The organism is Paraburkholderia elongata (genome assembly GCF_013177735.1).
Taxonomy (GTDB): Bacteria; Pseudomonadota; Gammaproteobacteria; order Burkholderiales; family Burkholderiaceae; genus Paraburkholderia; species Paraburkholderia elongata.
This window is the reverse complement of sequence record NZ_WOEZ01000192.1, coordinates 67,135-92,604: the sequence shown is the minus strand read 5'-3', so window position 1 is coordinate 92,604 and position 25,470 is coordinate 67,135. Positions and strand designations below refer to the sequence as shown.

Annotated in this window: 21 protein-coding genes; 19 read left to right on the top strand and 2 right to left on the bottom strand. The window is 62.1% G+C overall.

What is annotated here, in order from left to right; all coding sequences use genetic code 11:
• The first annotated feature begins 3 nt into the window (after positions 1–3).
• Entirely contained in the window at positions 4–777 is a 774-nt protein-coding gene (locus GNZ13_RS34220) for an MBL fold metallo-hydrolase (RefSeq protein WP_172172778.1), read from the top strand.
• 153 nt (positions 778–930) lie between these two features.
• On the opposite strand, the gene GNZ13_RS34215 is transcribed toward GNZ13_RS34220, so the two are convergent.
• Complete coding sequence (locus GNZ13_RS34215; RefSeq protein ID WP_172172776.1) at positions 931–1,629, bottom strand: Bax inhibitor-1/YccA family protein; 699 nt, start codon at positions 1,627–1,629, stop codon at positions 931–933.
• 301 nt (positions 1,630–1,930) lie between these two features.
• Between GNZ13_RS34215 and ndk the strand changes: the two genes are divergently transcribed.
• From ndk to GNZ13_RS34130, 17 genes are all read left to right on the top strand, one after another.
• Positions 1,931–2,356, top strand: a complete 426-nt coding sequence (gene ndk, locus GNZ13_RS34210) for a nucleoside-diphosphate kinase (protein ID WP_172172774.1) — start codon at positions 1,931–1,933, stop codon at positions 2,354–2,356.
• A 174-nt stretch (positions 2,357–2,530) separates the two neighbouring features.
• Positions 2,531–3,682: a 23S rRNA (adenine(2503)-C(2))-methyltransferase RlmN gene (rlmN, locus tag GNZ13_RS34205; protein WP_121112351.1), complete on the top strand. Its 1,152-nt coding sequence runs from the start codon at positions 2,531–2,533 to the stop codon at positions 3,680–3,682.
• Between the two features lie 216 nt (positions 3,683–3,898).
• Entirely contained in the window at positions 3,899–5,053 is a 1,155-nt protein-coding gene (locus GNZ13_RS34200; protein ID WP_172172772.1) for a helix-turn-helix domain-containing protein, read from the top strand.
• 86 nt (positions 5,054–5,139) lie between these two features.
• Complete coding sequence (gene ispG / locus GNZ13_RS34195; RefSeq protein ID WP_172172770.1) at positions 5,140–6,444, top strand: flavodoxin-dependent (E)-4-hydroxy-3-methylbut-2-enyl-diphosphate synthase; 1,305 nt, start codon at positions 5,140–5,142, stop codon at positions 6,442–6,444.
• A gap of 47 nt (positions 6,445–6,491) precedes the next feature.
• Positions 6,492–7,844, top strand: coding sequence for a histidine--tRNA ligase (hisS, locus tag GNZ13_RS34190; protein WP_172172768.1), 1,353 nt, complete (start codon positions 6,492–6,494; stop codon positions 7,842–7,844).
• A gap of 66 nt (positions 7,845–7,910) precedes the next feature.
• Entirely contained in the window at positions 7,911–8,540 is a 630-nt protein-coding gene (locus GNZ13_RS34185) for a YfgM family protein (RefSeq protein WP_172172766.1), read from the top strand.
• 75 nt (positions 8,541–8,615) lie between these two features.
• On the top strand, positions 8,616–9,761 hold the full coding sequence (bamB, locus tag GNZ13_RS34180; protein WP_172172764.1) for an outer membrane protein assembly factor BamB: 1,146 nt from the start codon (positions 8,616–8,618) through the stop codon (positions 9,759–9,761).
• Between the two features lie 425 nt (positions 9,762–10,186).
• Entirely contained in the window at positions 10,187–11,524 is a 1,338-nt protein-coding gene (gene der, locus GNZ13_RS34175; RefSeq protein WP_172172762.1) for a ribosome biogenesis GTPase Der, read from the top strand.
• Between the two features lie 155 nt (positions 11,525–11,679).
• The gene (gene hfq, locus GNZ13_RS34170; protein WP_006051315.1) at positions 11,680–11,916 is read left to right on the top strand and encodes an RNA chaperone Hfq; all 237 of its coding nucleotides are present in this window, start codon (positions 11,680–11,682) and stop codon (positions 11,914–11,916) included.
• A 57-nt stretch (positions 11,917–11,973) separates the two neighbouring features.
• A complete protein-coding gene (hflX, locus tag GNZ13_RS34165; protein WP_172172760.1) occupies positions 11,974–13,161 on the top strand; it encodes a GTPase HflX in 1,188 nt (395 codons plus the stop codon).
• A 49-nt stretch (positions 13,162–13,210) separates the two neighbouring features.
• A complete protein-coding gene (gene hflK, locus GNZ13_RS34160) occupies positions 13,211–14,599 on the top strand; it encodes an FtsH protease activity modulator HflK (RefSeq protein ID WP_172172758.1) in 1,389 nt (462 codons plus the stop codon).
• 12 nt (positions 14,600–14,611) lie between these two features.
• On the top strand, positions 14,612–15,514 hold the full coding sequence (gene hflC, locus GNZ13_RS34155) for a protease modulator HflC (protein ID WP_172172756.1): 903 nt from the start codon (positions 14,612–14,614) through the stop codon (positions 15,512–15,514).
• 44 nt (positions 15,515–15,558) lie between these two features.
• Positions 15,559–15,750, top strand: coding sequence for a DUF2065 domain-containing protein (locus GNZ13_RS34150; RefSeq protein ID WP_172172754.1), 192 nt, complete (start codon positions 15,559–15,561; stop codon positions 15,748–15,750).
• A gap of 241 nt (positions 15,751–15,991) precedes the next feature.
• Complete coding sequence (locus GNZ13_RS34145; RefSeq protein WP_172172752.1) at positions 15,992–17,143, top strand: ATP phosphoribosyltransferase regulatory subunit; 1,152 nt, start codon at positions 15,992–15,994, stop codon at positions 17,141–17,143.
• Positions 17,144–17,346: 203 nt separating this feature from the next.
• Positions 17,347–18,693 (top strand): adenylosuccinate synthase, encoded by a 1,347-nt coding sequence (locus GNZ13_RS34140; protein ID WP_172172750.1) that lies wholly within the window; start codon positions 17,347–17,349, stop codon positions 18,691–18,693.
• A 3-nt stretch (positions 18,694–18,696) separates the two neighbouring features.
• On the top strand, positions 18,697–19,281 hold the full coding sequence (locus tag GNZ13_RS34135) for a phosphoribosyltransferase (protein ID WP_028199541.1): 585 nt from the start codon (positions 18,697–18,699) through the stop codon (positions 19,279–19,281).
• Positions 19,282–19,636: 355 nt separating this feature from the next.
• The gene (locus tag GNZ13_RS34130; RefSeq protein WP_172172748.1) at positions 19,637–21,523 is read left to right on the top strand and encodes a potassium transporter Kup; all 1,887 of its coding nucleotides are present in this window, start codon (positions 19,637–19,639) and stop codon (positions 21,521–21,523) included.
• Between the two features lie 159 nt (positions 21,524–21,682).
• On the opposite strand, the gene GNZ13_RS34125 is transcribed toward GNZ13_RS34130, so the two are convergent.
• Positions 21,683–24,025, bottom strand: coding sequence for a Tex family protein (locus GNZ13_RS34125; RefSeq protein ID WP_172172746.1), 2,343 nt, complete (start codon positions 24,023–24,025; stop codon positions 21,683–21,685).
• A 393-nt stretch (positions 24,026–24,418) separates the two neighbouring features.
• Between GNZ13_RS34125 and GNZ13_RS34120 the strand changes: the two genes are divergently transcribed.
• Entirely contained in the window at positions 24,419–25,372 is a 954-nt protein-coding gene (locus GNZ13_RS34120; protein WP_236002316.1) for a hypothetical protein, read from the top strand.
• Positions 25,373–25,470: the final 98 nt, after the last annotated feature.

Below are 25,470 nucleotides of genomic sequence, written 5' to 3'. Positions count from 1 at the left end.
GCTGTGCGCTTCGCCAGTCTCGGCAGCGGCAGTGAAGGCAATGCCTTGCTGGTGGAAACGCAAAGCGGCGCGACCACCACGCGCGTTCTGCTTGATTGCGGCTTTTCGGCCAAGGAAGTCGAGCGGCGTCTGACGCGGCTCGGCGCGAGCGTCGAAGGTCTCGACGCCATTCTGATTACACATGAACACAGCGACCACATTGGCAGCGCGCTGACGCTGGCGCGCAAGTGGTCGATTCCGTTATACATGAGCTGGGGCACCGCCCGCGCGGTGGGTGCCGCCGACGCCGACGTCGACCTGCAGGTGCTGTGGGGCGACGAGGCGGTGGCGATCGGCGACCTCAGCATCCTCCCTTACACCGTTCCTCACGACGCGCGCGAGCCGCTGCAATACGTGCTCTCGAATGGCGCGAGCCGGCTTGGCGTGCTGACCGACGTCGGCACCTCCACGCCACACATCAGCGCGGTGCTGAGCGGCTGCGATGCGCTGGTGCTCGAATGCAATCACGATGTGCGGATGCTGGCGGGCAGCCGGTATCCCCAATCGCTGAAGGCGCGCATTGGCGGCAATCATGGGCATCTGAACAACGAAGCGGCGGCTGAAATCCTGGCCTCGCTCGACCGCTCGCGCTTGCGTCATCTGGTGGCCGCGCATCTTAGCAAGCAGAACAACTCGCCGGAGCTGGCGCAGGCTGCCATGGCGGGTGTGCTGGGTGCCGCGCCGACCGAAGTGGTGGTCGCTTCTCAGGATGAAGGCTTCGCCTGGCTGAGTTTGTGATCCGTCTCTGATGACCTGGCATCGCCATGCTCAGCGATTCACCGCTGACGCGCCGGCAGTGCAATGAAAAAAGCCCATGACGATTGCTCGCCATGGGCTTTTTCTTCAAGGCTGGCGTTTCGGGCGCCGGCCTTGCGTCAGATCACATCAGACTTAGTTGCGGTTGCCGCCGAAGATGCCGAGCAGCGCGAGCAGGTTGACGAACACGTTATACAGGTCCAGATAGATCGCGAGCGTGGCGGTGATGTAATTCGTTTCGCCGCCGTTCACGACGCGCTGGACGTCGAACAGCATGTAGGCCGAGAAGATCACGATCGCCATCACCGACACTGTCAGCATCAACGCCGGCAGGTGCAGGAACACGTTCGCGACCGAAGCCAGCAGCAGCACGACCACGCCCATGAACAGCCACTTGCCGAGACCCGAGAAGTCACGCTTGCTGACCGTGGCGATCGTTGCCATGGACGCGAAGATCACACCAGTGCCACCAAAGGCGAGCATGATCAACGACGGGCCGTTCGAAAAACCGAGCACGAAGCTCAGGATGCGCGACAGCATCAGGCCCATGAAGAACGTGAAGCCGAGCAGCACGACGACGCCGATGGCGCTGTCTTTGGTTTTCTGGATGGCAAACATGAAGCCGAAGGCGATCGCGAAGAACGCCAGCATGCTCATGCCGGGGCTGGTGGCGGCGAACAGCGAGAAACCGGTTGCCACGCCCACCCAAGCGCCGAGCACTGTCGGGATCATGGACAGCGCTAGCAGCCAGTAGGTGTTCCGTAGTACGCGGTTACGCGTTTCGACCGTGCTGACCGCGCCATTGCGGCCAAAGCTATACGGATGATCGTTCATGGTCTCTCCTTACCTCAGAAGCGTGTTGCGTAATGGTTGTGTAGCGGGTTGCGCACTGGGTTTTACTGCGCGCCGGTCGGAATTTTTGCCGCCAGTCGCAGAGTGCTCATCCCTAAGATTGGCGCGGTGGCCGGGAGTTTCAATGCCCAGAAAATGTTCGCACGGCCTACGCTACCAGCATTCAGAAACTCCCGCTTGGAGTCTTTCAATGCTGTAAGGGTTCAATCGCAATCATACACGGGAACATGCTACAATAGCGGATTCATTTGAATCTGTAACCTCTTAATTTTTTGGAGTTTTTATGGCGATCGAACGCACCCTGTCGATTATCAAGCCGGACGCAGTGGCCAAGAACGTGATCGGTCAGATCTACAGCCGTTTCGAAAACGCTGGCCTGAAGATCATTGCATCGCGCATGGTTCACCTGTCGCGTGCTGACGCAGAGAAGTTCTACGCCGTGCACGCCGCACGTCCGTTCTTCAAGGATCTGGTCGAATTCATGATCTCGGGCCCGGTGGTCGTTCAAGCGCTGGAAGGCGAAAACGCGATCCTGAAGCACCGCGACCTGATGGGCGCAACGGATCCGAAGAAGGCAGAAAAGGGCACGATCCGCGCCGACTTCGCCGACAGCATCGACGCTAACGCGGTGCACGGTTCGGACGCCGCTGAAACGGCTGCAGTTGAAATCGCGTTCTTCTTCCCGCAAGTGAACGTTTACTCGCGTTAAGCGGGTTTGAGTAGTCAGTGCTATCCGTGCGTAGCCGTTGGATTTGTCGCACGAATCCGCACGAACAGCCCGGCAAAGTAGTAAGGTAAAGCAGCAGGAATGGGCGCGAACGGCATGGCGTTCATGCAGCTTGTTGCATGAACGTAGTCTCGCACTGAAATGGCAGGATTCGATATGACGAGCAGTTCCACCGTCAACCTTCTCGACCTCGACGCCCAAGGGCTTGTCGCCTACTGCGACAGCCTGGGCGAGAAGCCGTTTCGCGCCAAGCAATTGCAGCGCTGGATCCATCAGTACAACGCTGCCGACTTCGACGGCATGACTGATCTGGCGAAGTCCTTGCGCGAAAAGCTCAAAGGGCGCGCAACGATCACGATGCCCGGCATCGTCAGCGACAATATTTCGACCGACGGCACACGCAAGTGGCTGATCGACGTCGGCAACAGCAACGCGGTTGAAACCGTTTATATCCCCGAAGAAACGCGTGGCACGCTGTGCGTGTCGTCGCAGGCCGGGTGTGCGGTCAACTGCCGTTTCTGTTCGACCGGCAAACAGGGTTTCTCCCGTAATCTCACCACTGGCGAAATCATCGGCCAGCTGCGCATGGCCGAGTTCGCGCTGCGTGCGACGCGCGGCACAGACGGCGGGCGCGCCACGGGTGGTGACGGAAAAGGCGAGCGTGTCGTCACGAACGTGGTGATGATGGGCATGGGCGAGCCGCTGCTCAATTACGACGCGGTGGTGCCCGCCATGCGCCTGATGCTGGACGACAACGCGTACGGCCTGTCGCGCCGGCGCGTCACGTTGTCCACTTCGGGCGTGGTGCCGATGATGGACCGGCTCGGCGCCGATCTTCCGGTGGCGCTCGCGGTATCGTTGCATGCGCCGAGCGACCCGCTGCGCGACATGCTGGTGCCGCTGAACAAGAAGTATCCGCTGCGCGAATTGATGGCCGCTTGTCAGCGCTATCTGAAGGTTGCGCCGCGCGATTTCATTACGTTCGAATATTGCATGCTCGACGGCGTGAACGACAGCGAAGCGCAAGCGCGCGAATTGCTGGCCGTTACGCGCGACGTACCGTGCAAGTTCAACCTGATTCCGTTTAATCCGTTCCCCGAGTCGGGCCTCATCCGCTCGAAGCCGGAACAGATCAAGCGGTTTGCACAGGTGTTGATGGACGCGGGCGTCGTCACCACAGTGCGTAAAACACGCGGCGATGATATCGACGCTGCCTGCGGTCAGTTGGCCGGTGCGGTGAAAGACCGCACGCGCCTTGCTGAGCGCACCGGGAAGGCGGCGAAGGTGATCGAGGTTCGCGCCGTGTAATCGCGTGCGGCGGCAGGGCGCGGCGTTCGGAGGAAAGCTATCCGGGCGCGCAAAAACCCTCCACGCCATCCGCGATTGAAAAGAAAGTTTGCAGAAGCGATCGGAAGCGGCACACAAGGCCGCGCATTTTGTTATAAACGGTCTGCGATTCGGGCGTGAGGCTTTGGCCCGTCCGGGTTGCACAAGTGAAAAAGAATCGACGCGAAAGGATTTGGGATGAGTGAGCCGCAGCACCCGCAGCCGCAGCCGCAGGACGGAGACGCAAACGAAGGCCATCCGGCGCCAGTCGCCCGGGCGGTGGTGCAGCCTGTTGTGCAGCCGGGCTCGGCGGGCCTGGCGGGTTTGGATTCCCTGGCAGCGGTTGGCGCGCGCCTGACCCAATTGCGTGAATCGAAGGGCTGGACGATCGAAGACGTGTCGGCGCGCCTGAAGGTATCCGTCACCAAGTTGCGTGCGCTCGAATCGGGTGACATCAGCCATTTGCCGGACACGACCTTCGCGCTCGGCGTGGTGCGCAGCTACGCGAAGATGCTCGGCGCCGATCCCGCGCCGTTCACGCAGGCTTTGCGTCGCGAGAAGGGCGTGCCCGCGCCGGATCTATCGATGCCGGCTTCGTCCGGCAAGGATTTGCCGCGCGGGCGCGTATCGTTGTCGCTTGGCGGCAGCGGGCAAAAGAGCCGCTCGTGGCTGTGGGGCATTGCGGCGGTGATCGTCGCGGTGATCGCGCTCGGCATGTGGCATACCAACGGCGGTGATTCGTCGGCGTGGCTCGCACGGTTGAAGGCGAGCGCTAACGGCGCCGCGGGTGGCGCGACCGGAGCATCGGGCGCAGTGGCGCAGGGTCAGGCAGCAGGTTCCGAGGCAACGGCGGAAGACGCTGCTTCAGCGCCGGAAACGCAGGCCGCGGCGGATAACGCAGCGTCGGCTATACCGATGCCCGCGCCGCTGGCGACCGGTACGGCGCCGTCTTCCGCGCCGGCTGTCACAGCAGCAGCGGTTGCGCCGAAGGCCGGTTCGCAGGTCCAGGCTGCGGCGCAAGGCGCAAGCGCGCCGGTGGTCGCCGCGATAGGCGCATCGGCCGCGGCGGATATGGCAACTACGGCAACGGCGCCACCGCCAGCGGGTGAGGCGATCATCGCATTGCGTGTAACGCAAGACAGTTGGTTCAGTGTGCGTGGCAAAGATGGCAAGGAGGTGTTCTCCGGCCTCGTACACGCGGGCGATACGAAGGAAGTGACGGGCGCAGCGCCGTTCAAGGTCACGATCGGCAACAAGGCGGGTCTCGAGTCTCTTACGCTCGATGGCCAGCCAGTCGATCCGTCGAAATATTCGGCAGCCAAGGGTAATGTGGCGCGCTTCGCGTTGCCTTGATAGATACGGTATGCGTCGCGGCCAACCGGGTCGCGACGCTTTTTCAATTCAGGCGCCACGTCTTTTGTGTGGCGCATGCGGCGTAAATGGGTTTTTCGATGCAATCCGAAGCTCAATCCCAATCCAGTAGCAAGATCGTTTCAAACGAGCCGGTGTTTGGCGGCCACGCTGCGCGGCGCAAGTCGCACGCGGTCGATGTCCGTTGGGGCGGCCAGCTCGTCACCATCGGTGGCGACGCGCCCGTGCGCGTCCAGTCGATGACCAACACCGACACCGCGGACGCGATCGGCACGGCGATCCAGATCAAGGAACTTGCGCAAGCCGGTTCGGAACTGGTGCGTATCACGGTCAACACGCCGGAAGCGGCGGCGGCCGTGCCGGCTGTTCGCGAGCAGCTCGACCGCATGGGCGTGTCGGTGCCGTTGGTCGGTGATTTTCATTACAACGGCCATTTGCTGCTGCGCGATTACCCCGCGTGCGCGGAGTCGTTGTCGAAGTACCGGATCAATCCGGGCAATGTCGGCCATGGCGCGAAGCGCGACACGCAGTTCGCGCAAATGATCGAAGCGGCGGTGAAGTACGACAAGCCGGTGCGGATCGGCGTCAACTGGGGCAGCCTCGACCAGGATCTGCTCGCGAAGATGATGGACGAAAACGCCGCGCGTTCCACGCCGTGGGAAGCGCAGAGCGTGATGTACGAAGCGCTGATCCAGTCGGCGATCGGCTCGGCGGAGCGCGCGGTCGAAATCGGCCTCCCGCGCAACAAGATCATTCTGTCGTGCAAGGTCAGCGGCGTGCAGGATCTGATCGCGGTGTATCGTGAACTCGCGCGCCGTTGCGAATTCGCGTTGCATCTGGGTCTGACTGAAGCGGGCATGGGGTCGAAGGGCATCGTGGCGTCGACCGCTGCGCTGTCGGTATTGCTGCAGCAAGGCATCGGCGACACGATCCGTATCTCGCTGACGCCGGAACCGGGTGGCCCGCGTACCGGCGAAGTGATCGTCGGTCAGGAAATTCTGCAGACCATGGGTCTGCGCTCGTTCACGCCGATGGTGATCGCATGCCCGGGTTGCGGCCGCACCACCAGCACGCTGTTCCAGGAACTGGCGTCGCAAATCCAGACCTATCTGCGTACGCAGATGCCGGTGTGGCGCGATCAATTTCCTGGCGTCGAGAAGATGCACGTGGCGGTGATGGGCTGTATCGTCAACGGTCCGGGCGAATCGAAGCAGGCGAATATCGGCATCAGCTTGCCGGGTTCAGGCGAAAATCCGGCTGCGCCGGTGTTCGTCGACGGTGAGAAGGTTAAGACGCTGCGTGGCGATAACATCGCGCAAGAATTCCAGCAAATCGTGAGTGACTACGTCGAGCGCCGCTATGGCCGCGCCTAAGCCGGCCGCGCCGAAGCACTTAACTAAATACCGTCAATCGAAGACAGATGACTGAACAGAAGACTGAACAGAAGAAAAAGCTCGAAAAGTTGTCCGGCGTGAAGGGGATGAACGACATCCTTCCGCAGGAAGCCGGGCTGTGGGAATTTTTTGAGGTGACCGTCAAGTCGATGCTGCGTTCGTACGGATACCAGAATATTCGTACGCCGATCGTCGAGCATACGCAGTTGTTCAAGCGCGGTATCGGTGAGGTGACCGATATCGTCGAGAAAGAAATGTACAGCTTCACCGACGCGTTGAACGGCGAAAACCTGACGATGCGCCCGGAAAACACGGCGGCTGTCGTGCGTGCGGCGATTGAGCACAACATGCTGTACGACGGTCCGAAGCGTCTGTGGTACATCGGCCCGATGTTCCGTCACGAGCGTCCGCAGCGCGGCCGTTATCGGCAGTTTCATCAGGTTGGCGTGGAAGCATTGGGCTTCGCCGGCCCGGACGCCGACGCTGAAATCATCATGATGTGCCAGCGTCTGTGGGACGACCTCGGCTTGATGGGTATCAAGCTCGAACTCAATTCGCTGGGTCTCGTGGAAGAGCGCGCGGCACATCGCGTCGAGTTGATCGCGTACCTCGAAAAGCACATGGACGTGCTCGACGAAGAGGCGAAGCGCCGTCTTTACACGAACCCGCTGCGCGTGCTCGACACGAAAAATCCGGCGATGCAGGAAGTCGCGCAGAACGCGCCCAAGCTGATCGATTTTCTCGGCGAAGAATCGCGCGCGCACTTCGAAGGCCTGCAACGCATCCTGAAGGCGAACAACATTCCGTTCACGATCAATCCGCGTCTCGTGCGCGGTCTCGATTATTACAATCTGACCGTGTTCGAATGGGTGACCGACAAGCTTGGCGCGCAAGGCACTGTCGCGGCTGGCGGCCGTTACGATCCGCTGATCGAACAGCTTGGCGGCAAGCCGACGGGCGCGTGCGGCTGGGCAATGGGTGTCGAACGTATCCTCGAGTTGCTGAAAGAAGATCAGCTCGTGCCGGAAGACGAAGGTTGCGACGTGTACGTGGTCCATCAGGGCGACGCGGCACGTGAACAGGCCTTTATCATCGCCGAGCGTTTGCGCGATACGGGCCTCGACGTGATCCTGCATTGCAGCGCGGACGGTCAGACGGCGAGCTTCAAGTCGCAGATGAAGCGTGCTGACGCGAGCGGCGCGGCATTCGCGGTGGTGCTCGGCGAAGACGAGATTGCGAACGGCACGGTCGGCGTCAAACCGCTCCGTGATACAAGTTCTAACGGCGGTAAAAACGAGCAACATAACGTGCCCGCCGAAGACTTGACCGAATTTCTAATCAATGCGATGGTTGCAACCGCCGAAGACGGCGACGACTGATCGCGATGTCGTCGAGCCCCTTGGCTCGACACGCACACGTATCAAGAAAGAGGAAATCGCCGGGCGATGAGTTACCACGACGAACAAGAATCGATTGAAAGTCTGAAGGCATGGTGGACGCAGTGGGGCAATGCAGCCACATGGATCGTGCTGGTGGCATTGGTCGCCGCCGCCAGCTGGAACGGCTGGAACTTCTGGCAGCGGCGCCAGGCGGCGGAAGCCGCGGTGCTGTATGACCAGGTGCAGCAAGCCGTTGCATCGGGCGACAAGGCGAAGATCACGCGCGTCGCCACCGATATGGAAGACAAGTTCAGCCGCACCGCGTATGCGCAGATGACCGCGCTGGGCGCGGCCAAGGCGCTGTACGCCACGGGTGACGAAGCTGCCGCGAAGACCCAGTTGCAATGGACCATCGATCACGCAAAAGACGACGAGTTCAAGCAGATCGCCAAGCTGCGTCTGGCTTCGCTGCTGCTCGACGACAAAGCTTACGACCAGGGTCTCGCACTGCTCTCCGAACCGCAGTCCGATGCGTTCAAGGGCGTTGTGGCGAACGGCCGCGGTGACCTGCTCGCTGCTCAAGGCAAACGTGACGATGCGCGCGCGGCTTACAAGCTCGCGCTCGACTCGCTGTCGAAAAACGATAGCTCGGCTCGCCAATTGATTCAGTTCAAGCTGGACGCGCTGGGCGGCTAATCGCCGCATGCAGCGCGCCGCATGTAACGACCAACCGGTCTCCTTTAATTAATTTCCTGAATGCTTCGTCCACCGATGAATCTGCTGAAACGTTACGCTGTGCCCGTTGCCTGTGCGATGACCGTGCTCACCATGGCGGCTTGCTCATCCACGAAAGACGAGCGCCGCGTGCCGACGCCGCTCACCGAGTTCAAACCCGTGCTCGACGTGCAGCAGGCGTGGAAGACTAGCGTGGGCAAGGCGGGTCGTTACCTGTTCTCGCCGGTTGCGGTCGGCAACGCGGTGTACGCGGCTGGCGCGAATGGCTCGGTTGCGAAGATCGACGCGCAAACCGGCAAGGACATCTGGCGCGTCAAGTTGCATGACGATCTGTCGGCGGGTGTCGGCAGCGACGGCACGCTCGCGGCGGGCGGCGGTCTGAAGGGCGACGTCTACGTGCTCGGCGCGGACGGCAAGCAATTGTGGACCGCCAAGGCGCCTGGCGAAATCATCTCGCCGCCGCTGGTCGGCAACGGCCTCGTGGTGGTACGCACGGTCGACGGTCAGATCGTTGCGTTCAATGCGCAAACCGGCGAGCAGAAGTGGAACTACCGCAACCGCGCGGTGCCGCTCAATCTGCGTGTCTCGTCGGGCATGACGTTCGCGGGTGACGCGGCTGTGCTGGCAGGCTTCCCGGGTGGCGCGTTTGCCGCGATCAACCTGCAGACCGGCGACAACTACTGGCAGACGCCGGTGTCGTATCCGAAGGGCGTGACGGAGGTGGAGCGCATCAATGACGTGACGGGTCCGCCCACGCTGATCGGTTCGGAAACCTGCGCGGTGACGTTCCAGGGCCAGATTGGCTGCTTCGATGCGAACTCGGGCCGCGCGCTGTGGGAAAAGGCGTTCTCGAGCACGAGCGGCCTGGCGCAGGACGACCGCGCCGTGGTGGCGGCCGACGACTGGTCCGTGGTGTCGGCGTTCGATGTCAGCAACGGCGCGCCGCTCTGGAAGAGCGACAAACTGAAGAACCGCGAGCTCAGCGTCCCCTTCATCCTGGGTCACGCTGCCGTGCTGGGCGACTATCAGGGTTACGTGCACTTCCTGTCGCGCGAAGACGGCACGCTCGTGGCCCGTGTGAAAACCGACGGCAGCCCGATTACCGCGGCGCCGGTGCTGGCCGGCGAAACGCTGGTCGTGCAGACGCACGACGGCGACCTGTACGGCTACCGCCCGCGCTAATCGCGCAGACGATGGGTAGTCAGGCGTGCAGGCCGGCTTCGCCGGCCGCACGCATTTTTGTTGTGCAGCAGAGCAACTAGAAAAATTCTGCCGGACTGGCTGGTCTGGCAAGTCGGATCAGAAACGGCCCATGTGGCCACCGGTGGCTGCTTGCGGCGCCACCTTCGACGCCGTCCTGGTAGATACGTAGAGAATCGTACCGAACTGGGCTGCGAGCCGTTGAACAAGAAAGACTGAACCTGGCGGCCCATTGGCGCCGCCCCATACAGCCAAACTCTCGTCCGCCCGGGTGCGCATATTGACAGCACATCCGGGGCTGGCCGAATTCGTGATAATTTTCGTCAAACGCTGCCGTGTAGCGGCCGCATGGCGTCGCTACGCGGGCGGTCGATTTCGATCCCGCGTTTCACCGTGAACAACATCTGATGAAACCCGTTATTGCCCTGGTTGGGCGCCCCAATGTGGGGAAATCCACGCTATTCAACCGTCTTACGCGCACGCGTGATGCGCTGGTTGCCGACCTGCCCGGTCTCACCCGCGATCGCCATTACGGCGAGGGGCGCGCCGGCGACCGGCCGTATCTGGTCGTCGATACCGGCGGCTTCGAGCCGGTCGCGAAAGACGGCATCATGCACGAAATGGCGCGTCAAACCCGCCAGGCGGTCGAGGAATCGGACGTCGTCGTGTTCATCGTCGACGGCCGCAACGGTCTCGCGCCGCAGGACAAGACGATTGCCGACTACCTGCGCAAGACCGGCCGGCCGATCTTCCTCGTCGTCAACAAGGCGGAGGGGATGAAATACACCACGGTGGCCGCCGACTTCTACGAACTCGGTCTCGGCGACCCGCGCGCAATTTCGGCGGCACACGGCGACGGTGTCACCGAAATGATCAATGAGGCGCTTGGTGTCGCGTACGCCGGGCAGCCGGAAGAGAGCGACGAAGAAAAACAGGCGCACGGCGTGAAGATCGCGATCGTCGGCCGGCCGAACGTCGGCAAGTCGACCTTGATCAATGCGCTGGTGGGCGAAGAGCGCGTGATTGCGTTCGACATGCCCGGCACCACGCGCGATTCGATCTACGTCGACTTCGAGCGTCAGGGCAAGCCATACACACTGATCGACACGGCCGGTTTGCGCCGCCGCGGCAAGGTGTTCGAAGCGATCGAGAAGTTCTCGGTGGTGAAGACACTGCAGTCGATTTCGGACGCAAACGTCGTGATCCTGCTGCTTGACGCACAACAGGATATTTCCGAACAGGACGCGCATATTGCCGGTTTCGTGGTGGAGCAGGGCCGCGCGCTGGTAGTGGGCGTGAACAAGTGGGACGGGCTCGATTCGCATGTGCGCGAGCGCACTAAGGCAGACATCGAGCGCAAATTAAAATTTCTCGATTTCGCCAAATTTCACTTCATTTCCGCTGCGGAAAAAACCGGAATCGGCCCGCTGATGCGCTCGGTCGACGACGCCTACGCCGCCGCGATGGCCAAGCTGCCGACGCCGAAGTTGACGCGCGCGCTGATCGAGGCGGTGGAATTCCAGCAGCCGCGCCGGCGCGGTCCGGTGCGCCCGAAACTGCGTTACGCGCACCAGGGCGGACAGAATCCGCCGATCATCGTGATTCACGGAAATGCGCTTGATGCGATCACCGAAACGTACAAACGCTACCTCGAAAACCGCTTCAGGGAAACTTTCAAGCTGACTGGGACTCCATTGCGCATAGAGTTCAGATCGTCGACGAACCCTTACGCGGACAAAGGCTGAAATCCAGGCTGAAACCCGCGTGTGTGCTGGGTTTGGCCGCCAGGCCAGGCCTCTCGCGCAAAAATGAAAATCGGCTATAGTGTAGCGGTTGGCGGCGGATCTCTTTTTCCTTCGTCGTCAATTCAGTCAACCTGCAAAAAAATACGGAGTTTGCTATGAGCAACAAAGGGCAATTGTTACAAGACCCGTTTTTGAACGCACTGCGTAAAGAGCATGTGCCGGTGTCGATCTACTTGGTCAACGGCATCAAGCTTCAAGGGAACATCGAATCGTTCGACCAGTACGTCGTGTTGCTCAGGAATACGGTCACCCAGATGGTCTACAAGCACGCAATTTCGACTGTCGTGCCTGCCCGTCCGGTGAATTTCCACCCGGATTCCGAACAGTCCTAACCCCCGTCGCGGCCGGCGTAGCGTCGCCCGTTGGCGATTACTCCCGGCCGCCTCATTTTGATACCCTCCAATTTGATCAATGCAGCGCTTGTCGGCATCGACTTCGGTAAAATCGATTTCGAAGCCAGTCTAGAAGAACTTAGCCTGCTCGCGCAAAGCGCGGGCGCGAATCCCTTAGTCACCCTCACGGGGCGCCGGTCCAGTCCCGATGCCAAGATGTTCGTCGGCAGCGGCAAGGCCGAAGAACTGCGTCTTGCGTGTGAGGCGAACGACATCGAACTCGTCATTTTCAATCACGCTCTGGCCCCTGCGCAGCAGCGCAATCTGGAGCAGGCGCTTAACCGCCGCGTGATTGATCGCACCAGCCTGATCCTCGATATTTTTGCGCAACGCGCCCGCAGCCACGAAGGCAAGCTGCAGGTGGAGCTCGCGCAGTTGCAGTACCTATCGACACGGCTGATCCGCGCATGGACTCACCTTGAACGCCAGAAAGGCGGTATCGGTTTGCGCGGCCCTGGCGAAACGCAGCTCGAAACCGACCGCCGTTTGATCGGCGAGCGTATCAAGGCGCTCAAAACCCGCCTCGAAAAGCTGCGCCGTCAACACGGCACGCAGCGCCGCGCGCGCAGCCGTAACCAGACCATGTCCGTGTCGCTCGCCGGCTATACGAACGCGGGAAAATCCACGCTTTTCAATGCGCTGACGAAGGCCCAGGCGTACGCCGCCGACCAGCTGTTCGCCACGCTGGATACCACGTCCCGCCGTGTCTATCTCGGCGACGAAGCCGGCCAGGTGGTGGTGTCCGACACAGTCGGGTTCATCCGCGAATTGCCTCACCAACTGGTGGCGGCTTTCCGCGCCACGCTCGAGGAAACCATCCACGCCGACCTGCTGCTGCACGTGGTCGACGCGTCGAGCGCCGTGCGCCTCGATCAGATCGATCAGGTGGACGAGGTGTTGCACGCAATCGGTGCGGACACGATTCGCCAGGTGCTGGTGTTCAACAAGATCGACGCCGTGCCGGAGTTGGCGGCCCGTGGCGACGCGGTCGAGCGGGATGAGTATGGTAATATTTCGCGCGTCTTTTTGAGCGCGCGCACGGGGCAAGGGCTGGATACATTGCGCGCTGCCATCGCTGAAATCGCTACTGCCGAACATCTCTCCGATACGCTGGTCGATCTGTCGGAAGAAGACCGGTCGGCAGCACCACGCGAGGACCGCAAGGTCTCAGAACTCGGGCACTGACCCGCTCCAATTGCACTGACCCGCTGTCTACTCTGGTGAACGAACACAGGTGAACGATTACAACGAGCGGAGTATCTGGCTGCGCATGCGCGCCATGCTTTCACTGAACGATCCGCGCTGGGGCCGGGGCGACGGCAATGGCGATCGCCAACGACCCAACGAACCCAAGCGTCCGCCGACCAAGGACGATGAAGGCCCGCCCGATCTCGACGAGATGTGGCGCGATTTCAACCGCCGTTTGAGCCGGGTGTTCGGCCGCAAGGGCGGCGGTGCGGGTGGTGGCCGTCCGGACAACGGTCGCGGCGCGCGCATCGGCATGGGCATCGTGATCGGCGTGTTGATCGCGATCTATCTCGGCAGCGGCGTGTTCGTCGTGCAAGATGGCCAGGCCGGCGTCGTGATGCAGTTCGGCAAGTATCGCTACACAGCGGGGCAGGGTGTGCATTGGCGCCTGCCGTATCCGTTCGAAGCGCATGAGCTCGTCAATATCGGCCAGATCCGCCAGGTGGAGGTCGGCCGTAATAACGTGGTGCGTCTCGCCAACGTGAAGGACGCGTCGATGCTCACGCACGACGCCGATATCGTCGACGTGCGCTTTGCCGTGCAGTACCAGGTGAGCAAGCCGACTGATTATCTCTTCCGCAGCGTCGATCCCGATCAGAGCGTCATGCAGGCCGCGCAAGCGGCGGTGCGTGGTATCGTCGGCGCGCGCAGCACCAACGACATCCTCTATCAGGATCGCGAAGCAATTCGCCAGCAACTGATGGCGTCGATTCAGCAATCTCTGGATGAATACCAGTCCGGCCTTGCCGTGACCGGTGTAACGATCCAGGGCGTGCAGGTGCCCGACAAGGTGCAAGCCGCTTTCGACGATTCCGCCAAAGTGCGTCAGGACAACGAGCGCGCCAAACGTGAGGCGCAGGCCTATGCCGCTGAGCTGCTGCCGCGCGCGCAAGCCGACGTCACGCGCCAGATCGACGAAGCGAAAACGTATAGCGACAAGACCGTGGCCCAGGCGCAAGGCGACGCCGAGCGCTTCAAGCAGGTCTACGCGCAGTACTCGAAAGCGCCCGCTGTGATTCGCGAGCGCATGTACCTGGAAACCATGCAGCAGATCTATTCGAATACGACCAAGGTGTTTGTGGACAGCAAGAGCGGCAACAACGTGCTGTATCTGCCGCTCGACAAGCTGGTCGAGCAGACGCGCCAGCGCGTTGCTGACGCTGCTGCGGCCGCTTCCGGCGCTGCCGTTGCGTCGGGTGCTGCCGTGCCGCAAGCCGCTTCCGGCGCTGCCGCAACGTCTGGCGCTGCGCCTTCTGCCGCTGCTTCCGCACCCGCCGCGGTCTCGACGCCTGCCAGCCAGGCTGCAGCCAGCAGCGACGCACTCCGTTCACGCGACTCCTTCCGCAGCCGTATGCGTGAAGACGAAGTTCAATAAGGAGCGCACATCATGAACAAGATCATTGCGCTCGTCGTTGCCTTAGTCGTCGTGCTGTTTGCCGCGTCGTCGATGGTATTCGTGGTCGACCAGCGGCATATGGCTGTGCTGTCCTCGCATGGCGACACCGCGCCCGTATTGCTCGGCCCTGGCCTGCACGTGAAGCTGCCGCCGCCGTTGCAAACGGTCACGCTGGTCGATAACCGCATCCAGTCGCTCGACGCGCCGGATGAAGACCGCTATGTCACATCGGACAAAACCGATCTGCTGGCCAACCCGGTCATCAAATACCGGGTGACCGATCCGCTGAAGCTGCTCGCCGAAACCAAGGGCGACGTGCAAAGCCTGTCGGACCGCCTGGCACTGCTGTCGCGTAGCGCGCTCGGCGACGCGTTCGGCAAGGTCACGTTGACCGACGCGCTTGCGAAGCAACAAGCCGTTGCCGACGAAGCACGTGGCGCGATGGACAAAGCCGCGGCATCGCTGGGCGTTTCGGTGCTCGACGTACAACTCACGCGCGTCGACTTTCCGGCGGCGATGGCCGACTCGGTCTACAAGCGGATGATCGCCGCACGCCAGCAGGCCGCGGCCGACGAACGTGCGAAGGGTACGGCCGAGGCCGACCAGATCAAGGCAGACGCCGTCGGCCAGCAACAGGCGATTCTCGCGGACGGCTATCGTCAGGCACAGACCATCAAGGGCGAGGGCGATGCCAAGGCAGCGGAAATCGCGGCCGCGGCATACGGCAGTGACCCGCAGTTCTACCAGTTTTATCAAAGCATGCAGGCGTACAAGAACACCTTCAAGCCAGGCGACGTGATCGTGGTCGACCCGAGCAGCGAGTTCTTCCGCTTCATGCGTAGCCCGACCGGCGGCGCCGCCCCGGACGCTTCCGCGGCACCGCGCAAACACTGATAACCGGAACGCCGCGGCATCCGCATCGCGGCCCCTTCATTCGCATGGACATAGCCGGCTCGTTACTGCTCGCGATCGCATTGATGCTGATTATCGAAGGGATGTTTCCCTTCGTTTTTCCGAGCGCCTGGAGCGACACGTTCCGTAAAATAGCGGAACGGCCCCCGCATCAGATTCGCGTCGGCGGGCTGGTCGTGATGGTGCTCGGGCTGATTCTGCTGTTTATCGTGACCTGAAGGGGCGCTGCACAGCGCCCGTCGCTGCGCGCCGTTGCGTTGGCGATTTGCGTGGCAACAGCGGCGTGGCAACAGCGGCGTGGCACGAGCGAGCGTTCCGGCACGGGCCAAGGTCGGCTGAGGGACTGTGAAGGGCAGTCCCGACGCCTGCGACAGCCGCCAAAATAAAGCCGTCGCCCGCCATTCACACTCACTTACCGGCGCATCTAGCCGCCGTGTTCAACGTCGTAGGACTGCATCGATGTCGACCTGGTTACTTCCCGAGAATATCGCCGACGTGCTGCCGTCGGAAGCCCGCAAGATCGAAGAGTTGCGGCGCCATTTGCTGGACCGTTTCCGCTCGTACGGCTACGAGATGGTGATGCCGCCGCTGCTCGAGTACCTCGAGTCGCTGCTCAGCGGCGGCGGGCACGATCTGAATCTGCGCACTTTCAAGCTCGTCGATCAGATGTCCGGGCGCACGCTCGGTCTGCGCGCCGACATTACGCCGCAGGTCGCGCGTATCGACGCGCATCTGCTGAATCGTCAGGGTGTGACGCGGCTTTGCTATGCCGGCAATGTGGCGCACACGCGTCCGCGCGGCCTGCACGCCACGCGTGAACAGATCCAGATCGGCGCGGAAATCTACGGTCACGCCGGTCTCGAAGCGGATCTGGAAATCCAGCAGTTGATGCTTGATGCGCTGCGTCTGGCCGGCCTCGCGAAAGTGCGGCTCGATTTGTGTCATGCCGGCGTGCTCGCCGCGCTGATCGAAGCGGAGCCTGCTGCGGCCGACTTGGGTCAATCGCTCTACGACGCATTGGCGGGCAAGGATGTGCCGCGCCTCGTCGAGCTGACCGCCGATCTCACGCCGGTCACGCGCGACGCCTTGCGCTCGCTTCCCACGCTCTACGGCGACGCCTCGGTGCTCGATGAAGCCCGTGCACGCTTGCCGAACGCACCGGCCATCGCACGCGCGCTCGACGACCTCGCGTTCCTAGCGAACCAGGTAGAAGGCGCCGAAGTCATGATCGATCTGGCCGATTTGCGCGGCTACGCGTACCACAGCGGCGTGATGTTCTCGGCGTATGTCGACGGCGTGCCGAATGCGGTTGCGCGCGGCGGCCGTTATGACCACGTCGGCCAGGCCTACGGGCGCGCGCGCGCGGCAACCGGCTTCTCGCTCGATCTGCGCGAGGTCGCTCGCATTTCGCCCGTCGAGGCCCGCAGCAGTGCAATTCTCGCGCCGTGGCGGCACGACGAAGCGTTGCGCGTGAGCGTCGCCGCACTGCGCGATGCGGGCGAAGTCGTGATCCAGGCGCTTCCTGGTCACGAGCACGATCTGGATGAGTTCGCCTGCGACCGCGTGTTGGTCGAGCGCAACGGCGCGTGGGTGGTCGAACCCCGTTCCTGAGCACGAATAGATAGACCGCTCGCGGGGCGACCCGAGGGCATTTCAGAAGGCGTCCAAAGCGTCGCCGGACCCGGCGCGGCCACTCCGCCGCGCTATTTTCGATATACCCACCATAACGTGCACACCGTTGAGCGGAAACGGAAAAATTCGGAAGGTTCCGCGAACATAGGTAGAATACGTTTTTAACCAGCTTACGAAACAACATGTCTGCCAGCGCAGTGAATGTGAACCCCGGGCGTAACGTCGTCGTCGTGGGGACCCAGTGGGGTGATGAAGGCAAGGGCAAGATCGTCGACTGGCTGACGGACCACGCTCAAGGCGTCGTTCGCTTCCAGGGCGGTCACAATGCCGGTCACACGCTTATCATCGGCGGCAAGAAAACCATCTTGCGTCTGATTCCGTCGGGCATCATGCATCCCGGCGTCGCGTGCTACATCGGCAATGGCGTCGTGTTGTCGCCGGAAGCGCTGTTCAAGGAAATTGGCGAGCTCGAAGCCGCCGGGGTCGATGTTCAGAATCGCCTCTTCATTTCCGAAGCCGCCACGCTGATCCTGCCGTACCACATTGCCATCGACCAGGGCCGCGAAGCGCGCCGTGGTGCGAGCAAGATCGGCACCACCGGCCGCGGCATCGGCCCGGCCTACGAAGACAAGGTGGCACGCCGCGGTTTGCGCGTGCAAGACCTGTTCGAGCCGGAAAGCTTCGCCGAACGTCTGCGTGAAAACCTCGACTATCACAACTTCGTGTTGACGCAATACCTGGGTGTCGCCGCGGTCGACTTCCAGCAAACGCTCGACACGATGCTGAGCTATGCCGACCGTCTGAAGCCGATGGTGACCGACGTGTCGCGTCGTCTGTACGACGAAAACGCCGCCGGCAACAACCTGCTGTTCGAAGGTGCGCAAGGCACGCTGCTCGACATCGACCACGGCACCTATCCGTACGTCACGTCGAGCAACTGCGTGGCCGGTGCGGCTACCGCGGGCGCAGGCGTCGGTCCGCAAAAGCTGAATTACATTCTCGGCATCACCAAGGCGTATTGCACGCGTGTCGGTTCGGGCCCGTTCCCGAGCGAACTGTACGACGCGGATAACGCCGCGCGTCAGGAACCGATCGGCCTGGAACTCGCCAAGGTCGGCAAGGAATTCGGCTCGGTCACCGGCCGTCCGCGCCGCACGGGCTGGCTCGACGCCGCCGCGCTGCGCCGCTCGATCCAGATCAACGGTGTGTCGGGCCTGTGCATGACCAAGCTCGACGTGCTTGACGGCCTCGACGAAGTGAAGCTATGCATCGGCTACACGGTGGACGGCAAGCATGTCGACCTGCTGCCGCGTGGCGCATCGGAAGTCGCGCGTTGCGTGCCGGTGTACGAAACCTTCGCGGGCTGGAAGGAAAGCACCGTCGGCATCACGGAATGGGACAAACTGCCGGCCACCGCACGTGCGTATCTGACGCGTGTGCAGGAAGTCGCAGGTATTCCGATCGACATGGTGTCGACCGGTCCGGATCGCGACGAAACGATTCTGCTTCGTCATCCGTTCAAGGTTTAAGCCATGGTGCAAGGTGTACCCATGATTGCGATGAAAGATCCGCGCAACGATGACAAGAACCTGTGGGTCGGCTGGGACGAGTATCACCGGCTGATCGAACTGCTGGCGTTGCAAGTGCATGAGTCGGGCTGGAAGTTCGACAAGATCCTGTGTCTCGCGCGCGGCGGTTTGCGCGTCGGCGATCAGCTCTCGCGTATTTACGATCTGCCGCTGGCGATTCTCGCCACCAGTTCGTACCGCGAAGCGGCCGGCACGGAGCAGGGCGAACTCGACATCGCGCAATACATCACGATGACGCGCGGCGAGCTGCACGGCAACGTGCTGCTGGTCGACGACCTGGTCGATTCCGGTGTGACGCTGGCACGCGTGCAGCAGCATCTGAAGGAGCGCTATCCGGCGATCACCGCGGTGCGTTCGGCGGTGCTCTGGTACAAGGGTTGCTCGAAAGTGAAACCCGACTACCACGTGCAGTATCTGCCTACCAATCCGTGGATTCACCAGCCGTTCGAGGAGTGGGACACGGTTCGTCCGCATAACCTCGGCGCGTGGATCAAGCGCGGTATGCAGCAGGAGTCGTCGGGCACATGATGCGCGCTACGACGCCGTACTTATCGCGTCGTAGCCAGTGCAGTGCCTGCAGAACGGAGTCCGATTGGGCTCCGTTTTTTTATGTGCGCCGTATGCGTTGTTTGTGCATGCTGGGTGCTAAGCGCGTGCTTATTGTGGTTGGTGTGTGCGTCTTAGCACGGGCTGCGAACGGCGCTCCGCAGAATGCGCTTGCCGGCGCCGGCGAAACGCCTGATGCGGCAGACGTGCCCAAATCGCAGTGCTACACTTCGCGGACCATCCACGTGGTGTATCCACAACAAGCCGGGCGGCGCTAGGCGGGCAGTTTAGAATAGCGGTCGTTTTTTCCGCTCAGGGAACGGATTTCCTCGCGTTTATGACAGATAACAATCACGTGCACAAACAGCCTCTGCCTTCCCTTGCGATTGCCGCGATCGGAGTGGTGTTCGGCGATATCGGCACGAGCCCGTTGTACTCGCTGAAAGAGGCCTTCAGCCCGTCACATGGCATTCCGCTGACCGATCAATCGATTCTGGGCGTGATCTCGCTGCTGTTCTGGGCGATCGTGATCGTGGTCAGCGTCAAGTACGTATTGTTCGTGATGCGTGCCGACAACAACGGCGAAGGCGGTGTTCTTGCGCTGATGGCGCTGGCGCTGCGCTCTGTCGACCAGAAGTCGAAAGCGGCCGGCTTGCTGATGATGCTCGGCATCTTCGGTGCGTGCATGTTCTATGGCGACGCGGTGATTACGCCCGCCATTTCGGTGATCTCCGCGGTCGAGGGTCTGGAGATCGCGGCGCCCAATATGTCTCATCTGGTGTTGCCGCTCACCATGGTGATTCTCGTGTTGCTGTTCTGGATTCAGCGGCACGGCACGGCCACCGTCGGCCGCCTGTTCGGTCCGATCATGGTGCTGTGGTTCCTGGTGCTCGCCGCGCTGGGTCTGTGGCACATCATTCAGTCGCCGAACGTGATCCGCGCACTGAACCCGTATTACGCCTACACCTTCATGGCCGCGCATGTGTTGCAGGCCTACGTGGTGCTCGGCTCGGTTGTGCTGGTGCTGACCGGCGCCGAAGCGCTCTACGCCGACATGGGTCACTTCGGCGCCAAACCGATCCGGATGGCGTGGTACTGCCTGGTGATGCCGTCGCTGGTGCTCAACTACTTCGGCCAGGGCGCGCTGCTGATGCATGACCCGAAGGCGATCGAAAACCCGTTCTTCCTGCTCGCGCCGGATTGGGCGTTGCTGCCGCTCGTGGTGCTGTCGACGGTGGCGACCGTGATTGCGTCGCAGGCAGTGATTTCCGGTGCCTATTCGCTGACGAGCCAGGCGATCCAGCTCGGCTACGTGCCGCGCATGAAGATCCTGCACACGTCGGAACTGGCGATCGGTCAGATCTATGTGCCGGTGGTGAACTGGATGCTGCTGTTCATCATTCTGTGCATCGTGATCGCGTTCAAGAGCTCGGATAACCTCGCCGCCGCCTACGGTATCGCGGTGACGGCCACCATGGTGATCACCACGGTCCTCGCCTGCGTCGTGATGGTAAAGGTGTGGAACTGGAACAAGTTCCTCGTGGCGATGATCATCGGTGTGTTCATGGTCGTCGACTTAGGCTTTTTCGGCGCCAATCTGCTCAAGGTTGCGGAAGGCGGCTGGCTGCCGCTCGGCATCGGCGCGCTTCTGTTCTTTTTGCTGATGACCTGGTTCAAGGGCAGGATGATCGTCAAGGAGCGTACGGCGGCTGACGGCATTCCGCTCATGCCGTTCCTGCAGGGCCTGCTCGCGCATCCGCCGCATCGCGTGTCGGGTACCGCGATCTATCTGACGGGCAGCGATTCGCTCGTACCCGTGAGCTTGCTGCACAATCTTAAGCACAACAAGGTGCTGCATGAGCGCACCATTTTCCTGACCTTCGTGACGCGCGATATCCCGTATGTGAAAGACTCGGAACGCGTGACGGTAAAGGATCTCAACGGCGGCTTGTACCTCGTCAAGGCGGTGTACGGTTTCAACGAAACGCCTGACGTGAAGGCGGTGTTGCTCGAGGTCGGTCGCACGCACGACATGACGTTCGAGTTGATGGACACGTCGTTCTTCCTCGCCCGCGAAACGGTGGTGCCGACGCAGTTGCCGGGCATGTCGGTGTGGCGCGAACGTGTGTTCGCATGGATGCATCAGAACGCCGCTAAGCCGACCGATTTCTTCAGCATTCCGGCCAATCGAGTGGTGGAATTGGGGACGAAGATCGAGATCTGAGCGCCGCCTCAGGTTTGTCAGCGCATTGCATGTCGAGGCGCGGCAAGCGACAAGCGATAAAAAAACCCACGCAATTGCGTGGGTTTTTTTTTGCCGCTCAGCTCAGTCTCGTGAACGTCAGCGCGTGATTCAGTCACGCACTGACACTGACGAACCCGCTTACTTCTGCTTGAGCTTGGCGAATGCAGCGGCCATTGCGCCGCCCGCTTCCGGCTCACGCGAGCGCGGTTGCTGCGCGCCGCGTCCCCCGCCGCCGGAGCGGCCGCGATCCTGCTGGGCGCCGCCACCGCTGCGCGGCGCTGCGGCCGCGCCGAACTCGTCGTCCAGACGCATGGTCAGCGCGATACGCTGGCGCTTCACGTCGACTTCCAGCACCTTCACCTTGACGATCTGACCAGCCTTGACCACTTCGTGCGGGTCTTTGATGAACTTCGTCGACATGGCCGACACATGCACGAGACCGTCCTGATGTACGCCGATGTCGATGAACGCACCGAAGGCCGCCACGTTCGTCACGACACCTTCGAGCACCATGCCCGGCGTCAGGTCGCTAACCTTCTCGACGCCTTCGCGGAAGGTCGCGGTCTTGAACTCGGGGCGCGGGTCGCGGCCCGGCTTTTCGAGTTCCAGCAGAATATCGCGCACGGTCGGCAGGCCGAAACGTTCGTCGACGAATTCCGCCGGCGACAGGCCGCGCAGTGCGTCGCGATTGCCGAGCACTGCGCCGACATGCTTGCTGATCTTCGCGAGCATGCGTTCCACGACCGGATAGGCTTCCGGGTGAACCGACGAGCGGTCGAGCGGATTCTCGCCGTTGTTGATGCGCAGGAAACCGGCGGCCTGTTCGAAGGTCTTGTCGCCCAGACGCGGCACCTTGCGCAGATGTTCGCGCGACGGGAACGGGCCGTTTGCATCGCGATAGTCGACAATGTTGCGAGCCAGCGTTGCGTTCAGACCCGACACGCGCGCCAGCAAAGCAACCGACGCCGTATTCGCGTCCACGCCGACCGCGTTCACGCAATCCTCGACCACCGCGTCGAGCGAGCGGGCCAGTTCGCGCTGATTCACGTCGTGCTGATATTGGCCGACGCCGATCGCCTTCGGGTCGATCTTCACCAGTTCCGCGAGGGGATCCTGCAGACGGCGCGCAATCGACACGGCGCCGCGCAGCGACACGTCCATGTCCGGGAATTCCTTCGCCGCGAGTTCGGAGGCCGAGTACACCGACGCACCGGCTTCCGACACGACGATCTTCTGCATCTTGAACTCCGGATGACGCGTGATCAGTTCGCTCGCGAGTTTGTCCGTTTCGCGCGACGCGGTGCCGTTGCCGATACTGATCAACTCAGCTTGCGTCTGTGCGCAGATGCGCGCCAGTTTTGCGATCGAGCCGTCCCAGTCGCGGCGCGGCTCGTGCGGATAAATCACGTCGGTGGCAAGCACCTTCCCGGTCCGATCGACCACCGCAACTTTCACCCCGGTGCGCATACCCGGATCGAGGCCGATCACGGCCTTCGGGCCCGCCGGCGCGGCCAGCAGCAGGTCCTTCAGGTTGCGCGCGAATACGCGAATCGCTTCGTGTTCGGCTTCGTCGCGCAGATTGGTCAGCAGCTCGTTTTCGATGTGCGGCTGCACCTTCACGCGCCAGCACCAGCGGCACACGTCGGAGAGCCATTTGTCAGCCGGGCGGTTCTGATTGGCGATGCCGAAGTGGCGGGCGATCAGCGCTTCGCCCGGATGCGGCACCTGCGCGTCGAGTTCTTCGCCAAGCCCCAGCTTGACCATCAGCACGCCCGCATTGCGGCCGCGGAACAGGGCCAGCGCGCGATGCGACGGCACGGTTTTGATGGTTTCCGCGTAGTCGTAGTAGTCGCGGAATTTCTCTTCTTCCGCGTTTTCCTTGCCTTCGACCACTTTCGACGACACCACGCCCTGATTGAACAGGTAATCGCGCAGCTTGCCGAGCAGTTCCGCGGTTTCGCCGAACTGTTCGGAGAGGATGTCGCGCGCGCCATCGAGTGCGGCCTTGACGTCGGCGACGCCTTTCTCCGCGTCCACGTAGGCGGCGGCCTCGGATTGCGGGTCGAGCAACGGATTGGCCAGCAGCGCGTCAGCAAGCGGCTGCAGGCCGGCTTCGCGGGCGATCTGCGCGCGCGTGCGGCGTTTCGGCTTATACGGGAGATACAGGTCTTCCAGCACCTGCTTGCTATCGGCGCCTTCGATCGCGGTGCGCAGCTCGTCGGTGAGCTTGCCCTGTTCGTCGATGCTGGCGATGATCGTGGCGCGCCGGTCTTCCAGCTCGCGCAAATACAGCAGGCGCTCCTCGAGATTACGCAGTTGCGTGTCGTCGAGATTGTCGGTCACTTCCTTCCGGTAGCGGGCGATGAACGGAACAGTCGCTCCTTCGTCGAGAAGTTGCACCGCGGCCGCGACCTGGCGCGGCTGGACGGACAGTTCGGCGGCGATGCGCTGTACGATCTTGAGTGCTACGGTTTCCGTCATAAGGTCTTGGTGTTCCTGCTACTCAATCAAAGGTCGCGCGGCAATGGCACACGCCGGGCCCACGTCGGGCACGCCGGTGCACGCTGGGCGTGCGCGCTGCGACCAGGTTGCTGGAGCGGGGCATTTTGCCATAAATGCCAAAGGGCTCAACCGCAGGGTGATAGAATTTCGGGCATGTTCCGTTGACCATTTACGACGTTGCCAACCTCCTTGTCCCTCAACCGCCTGGGCTCCCGCTTGGTCTCTCGCTTGTCACAATTGCCGCATTTTTCGTCGCGTTTGGCGCGCTCGCCGCTTACATCGCTCATATCGCTCATGTGGGCGTCGCGGTCCGTGTTCAAGTCTACGCTCCCGTCCAACGGGATATTTTTTGCTTCGTGCGCCTCGTGCGTCATGGCCGCAACGCTAGCCATGTCCGCGCCGGCCGTTGCACAGCAATCCGCAGCGCCGCTTGGAGCCGCCGGCAGTCTCGCGCCGGCAGCCGCTTCGGGCGCGCGGGCAGCGAGCGCGGCGGACGCAACGAACACCACGACCGGCACGGGCGCGGGTAATGCGGGTAATGCGGGTAGTGCGGATAATGCTGGTCAAGTCGGCAACGCTGGGGATGCCGATAACGCGGCATCGCCTGACAGCGCGTTCGACGCGCGGCAGAAAGTCCTGGATCAGCGCACCGAGGAAAACAACTACCGTTACGCGGTTGCCGAACACGATTGCTACAGTAAGTTCTTCGTCAACCACTGTCTGAACAAGGCGCGCGACAGCATGCGCTCGGTGCAGGCCGACATTCGCAAGGAACAGCTCGCGCTCGACGGCGAACAGCGTGTCCAGCGTGCCCGCGAGCGTGACGAGCAGGCAGCGCTCAAACGCGCACAAGACGAAGCTAGCGCGCCGCAACGCGCCGCGGACGACGCGCGTAACGCGCAGGCCTACGAAGACAAGCAGCGCCAGCACCAGCTCGATCAGGCGCAGCGCGCAGCCGAGGCGCCGCAGCGCAGCGCCAACGCGCAAGCCTATCAGCAGAAGCAACAACAGCATGCGCTGGATCAGGCGCAGCGCGGCATCAGTCCGTCGCAAGCCGCGGCCAACAGCCAGGCATACGATCAGAAGCAGGGCGATTTCCAGCGCAAGCTCGAGGAAGCGCGTCAGCAGGGCGCGCAAAAGGCTCAGGAGCGGGTGACGAAGCAGCAGAGCTTCGAGAAGAAGCAGGCCGATGCAGCGCAGCACAAAGCCGACGTCGAATCCCGTCAGAAGCAGGCGGCCGAGAAAGCCGAGCAGAAACGTCAGGACCAGTTGAAACAGCAGCAGCAACTTGAAGAACAGCAAAAGCAGCAACAGCAACAACAGTAGGTGTGCTGTAGCGGGTTCTGGTAGGGTAGCAGCCAGGCAGTCGTCGTCGTACGCGTTTTAAGCCGGACAGCAACCTCAGGCATCGGGCTGCACCACGC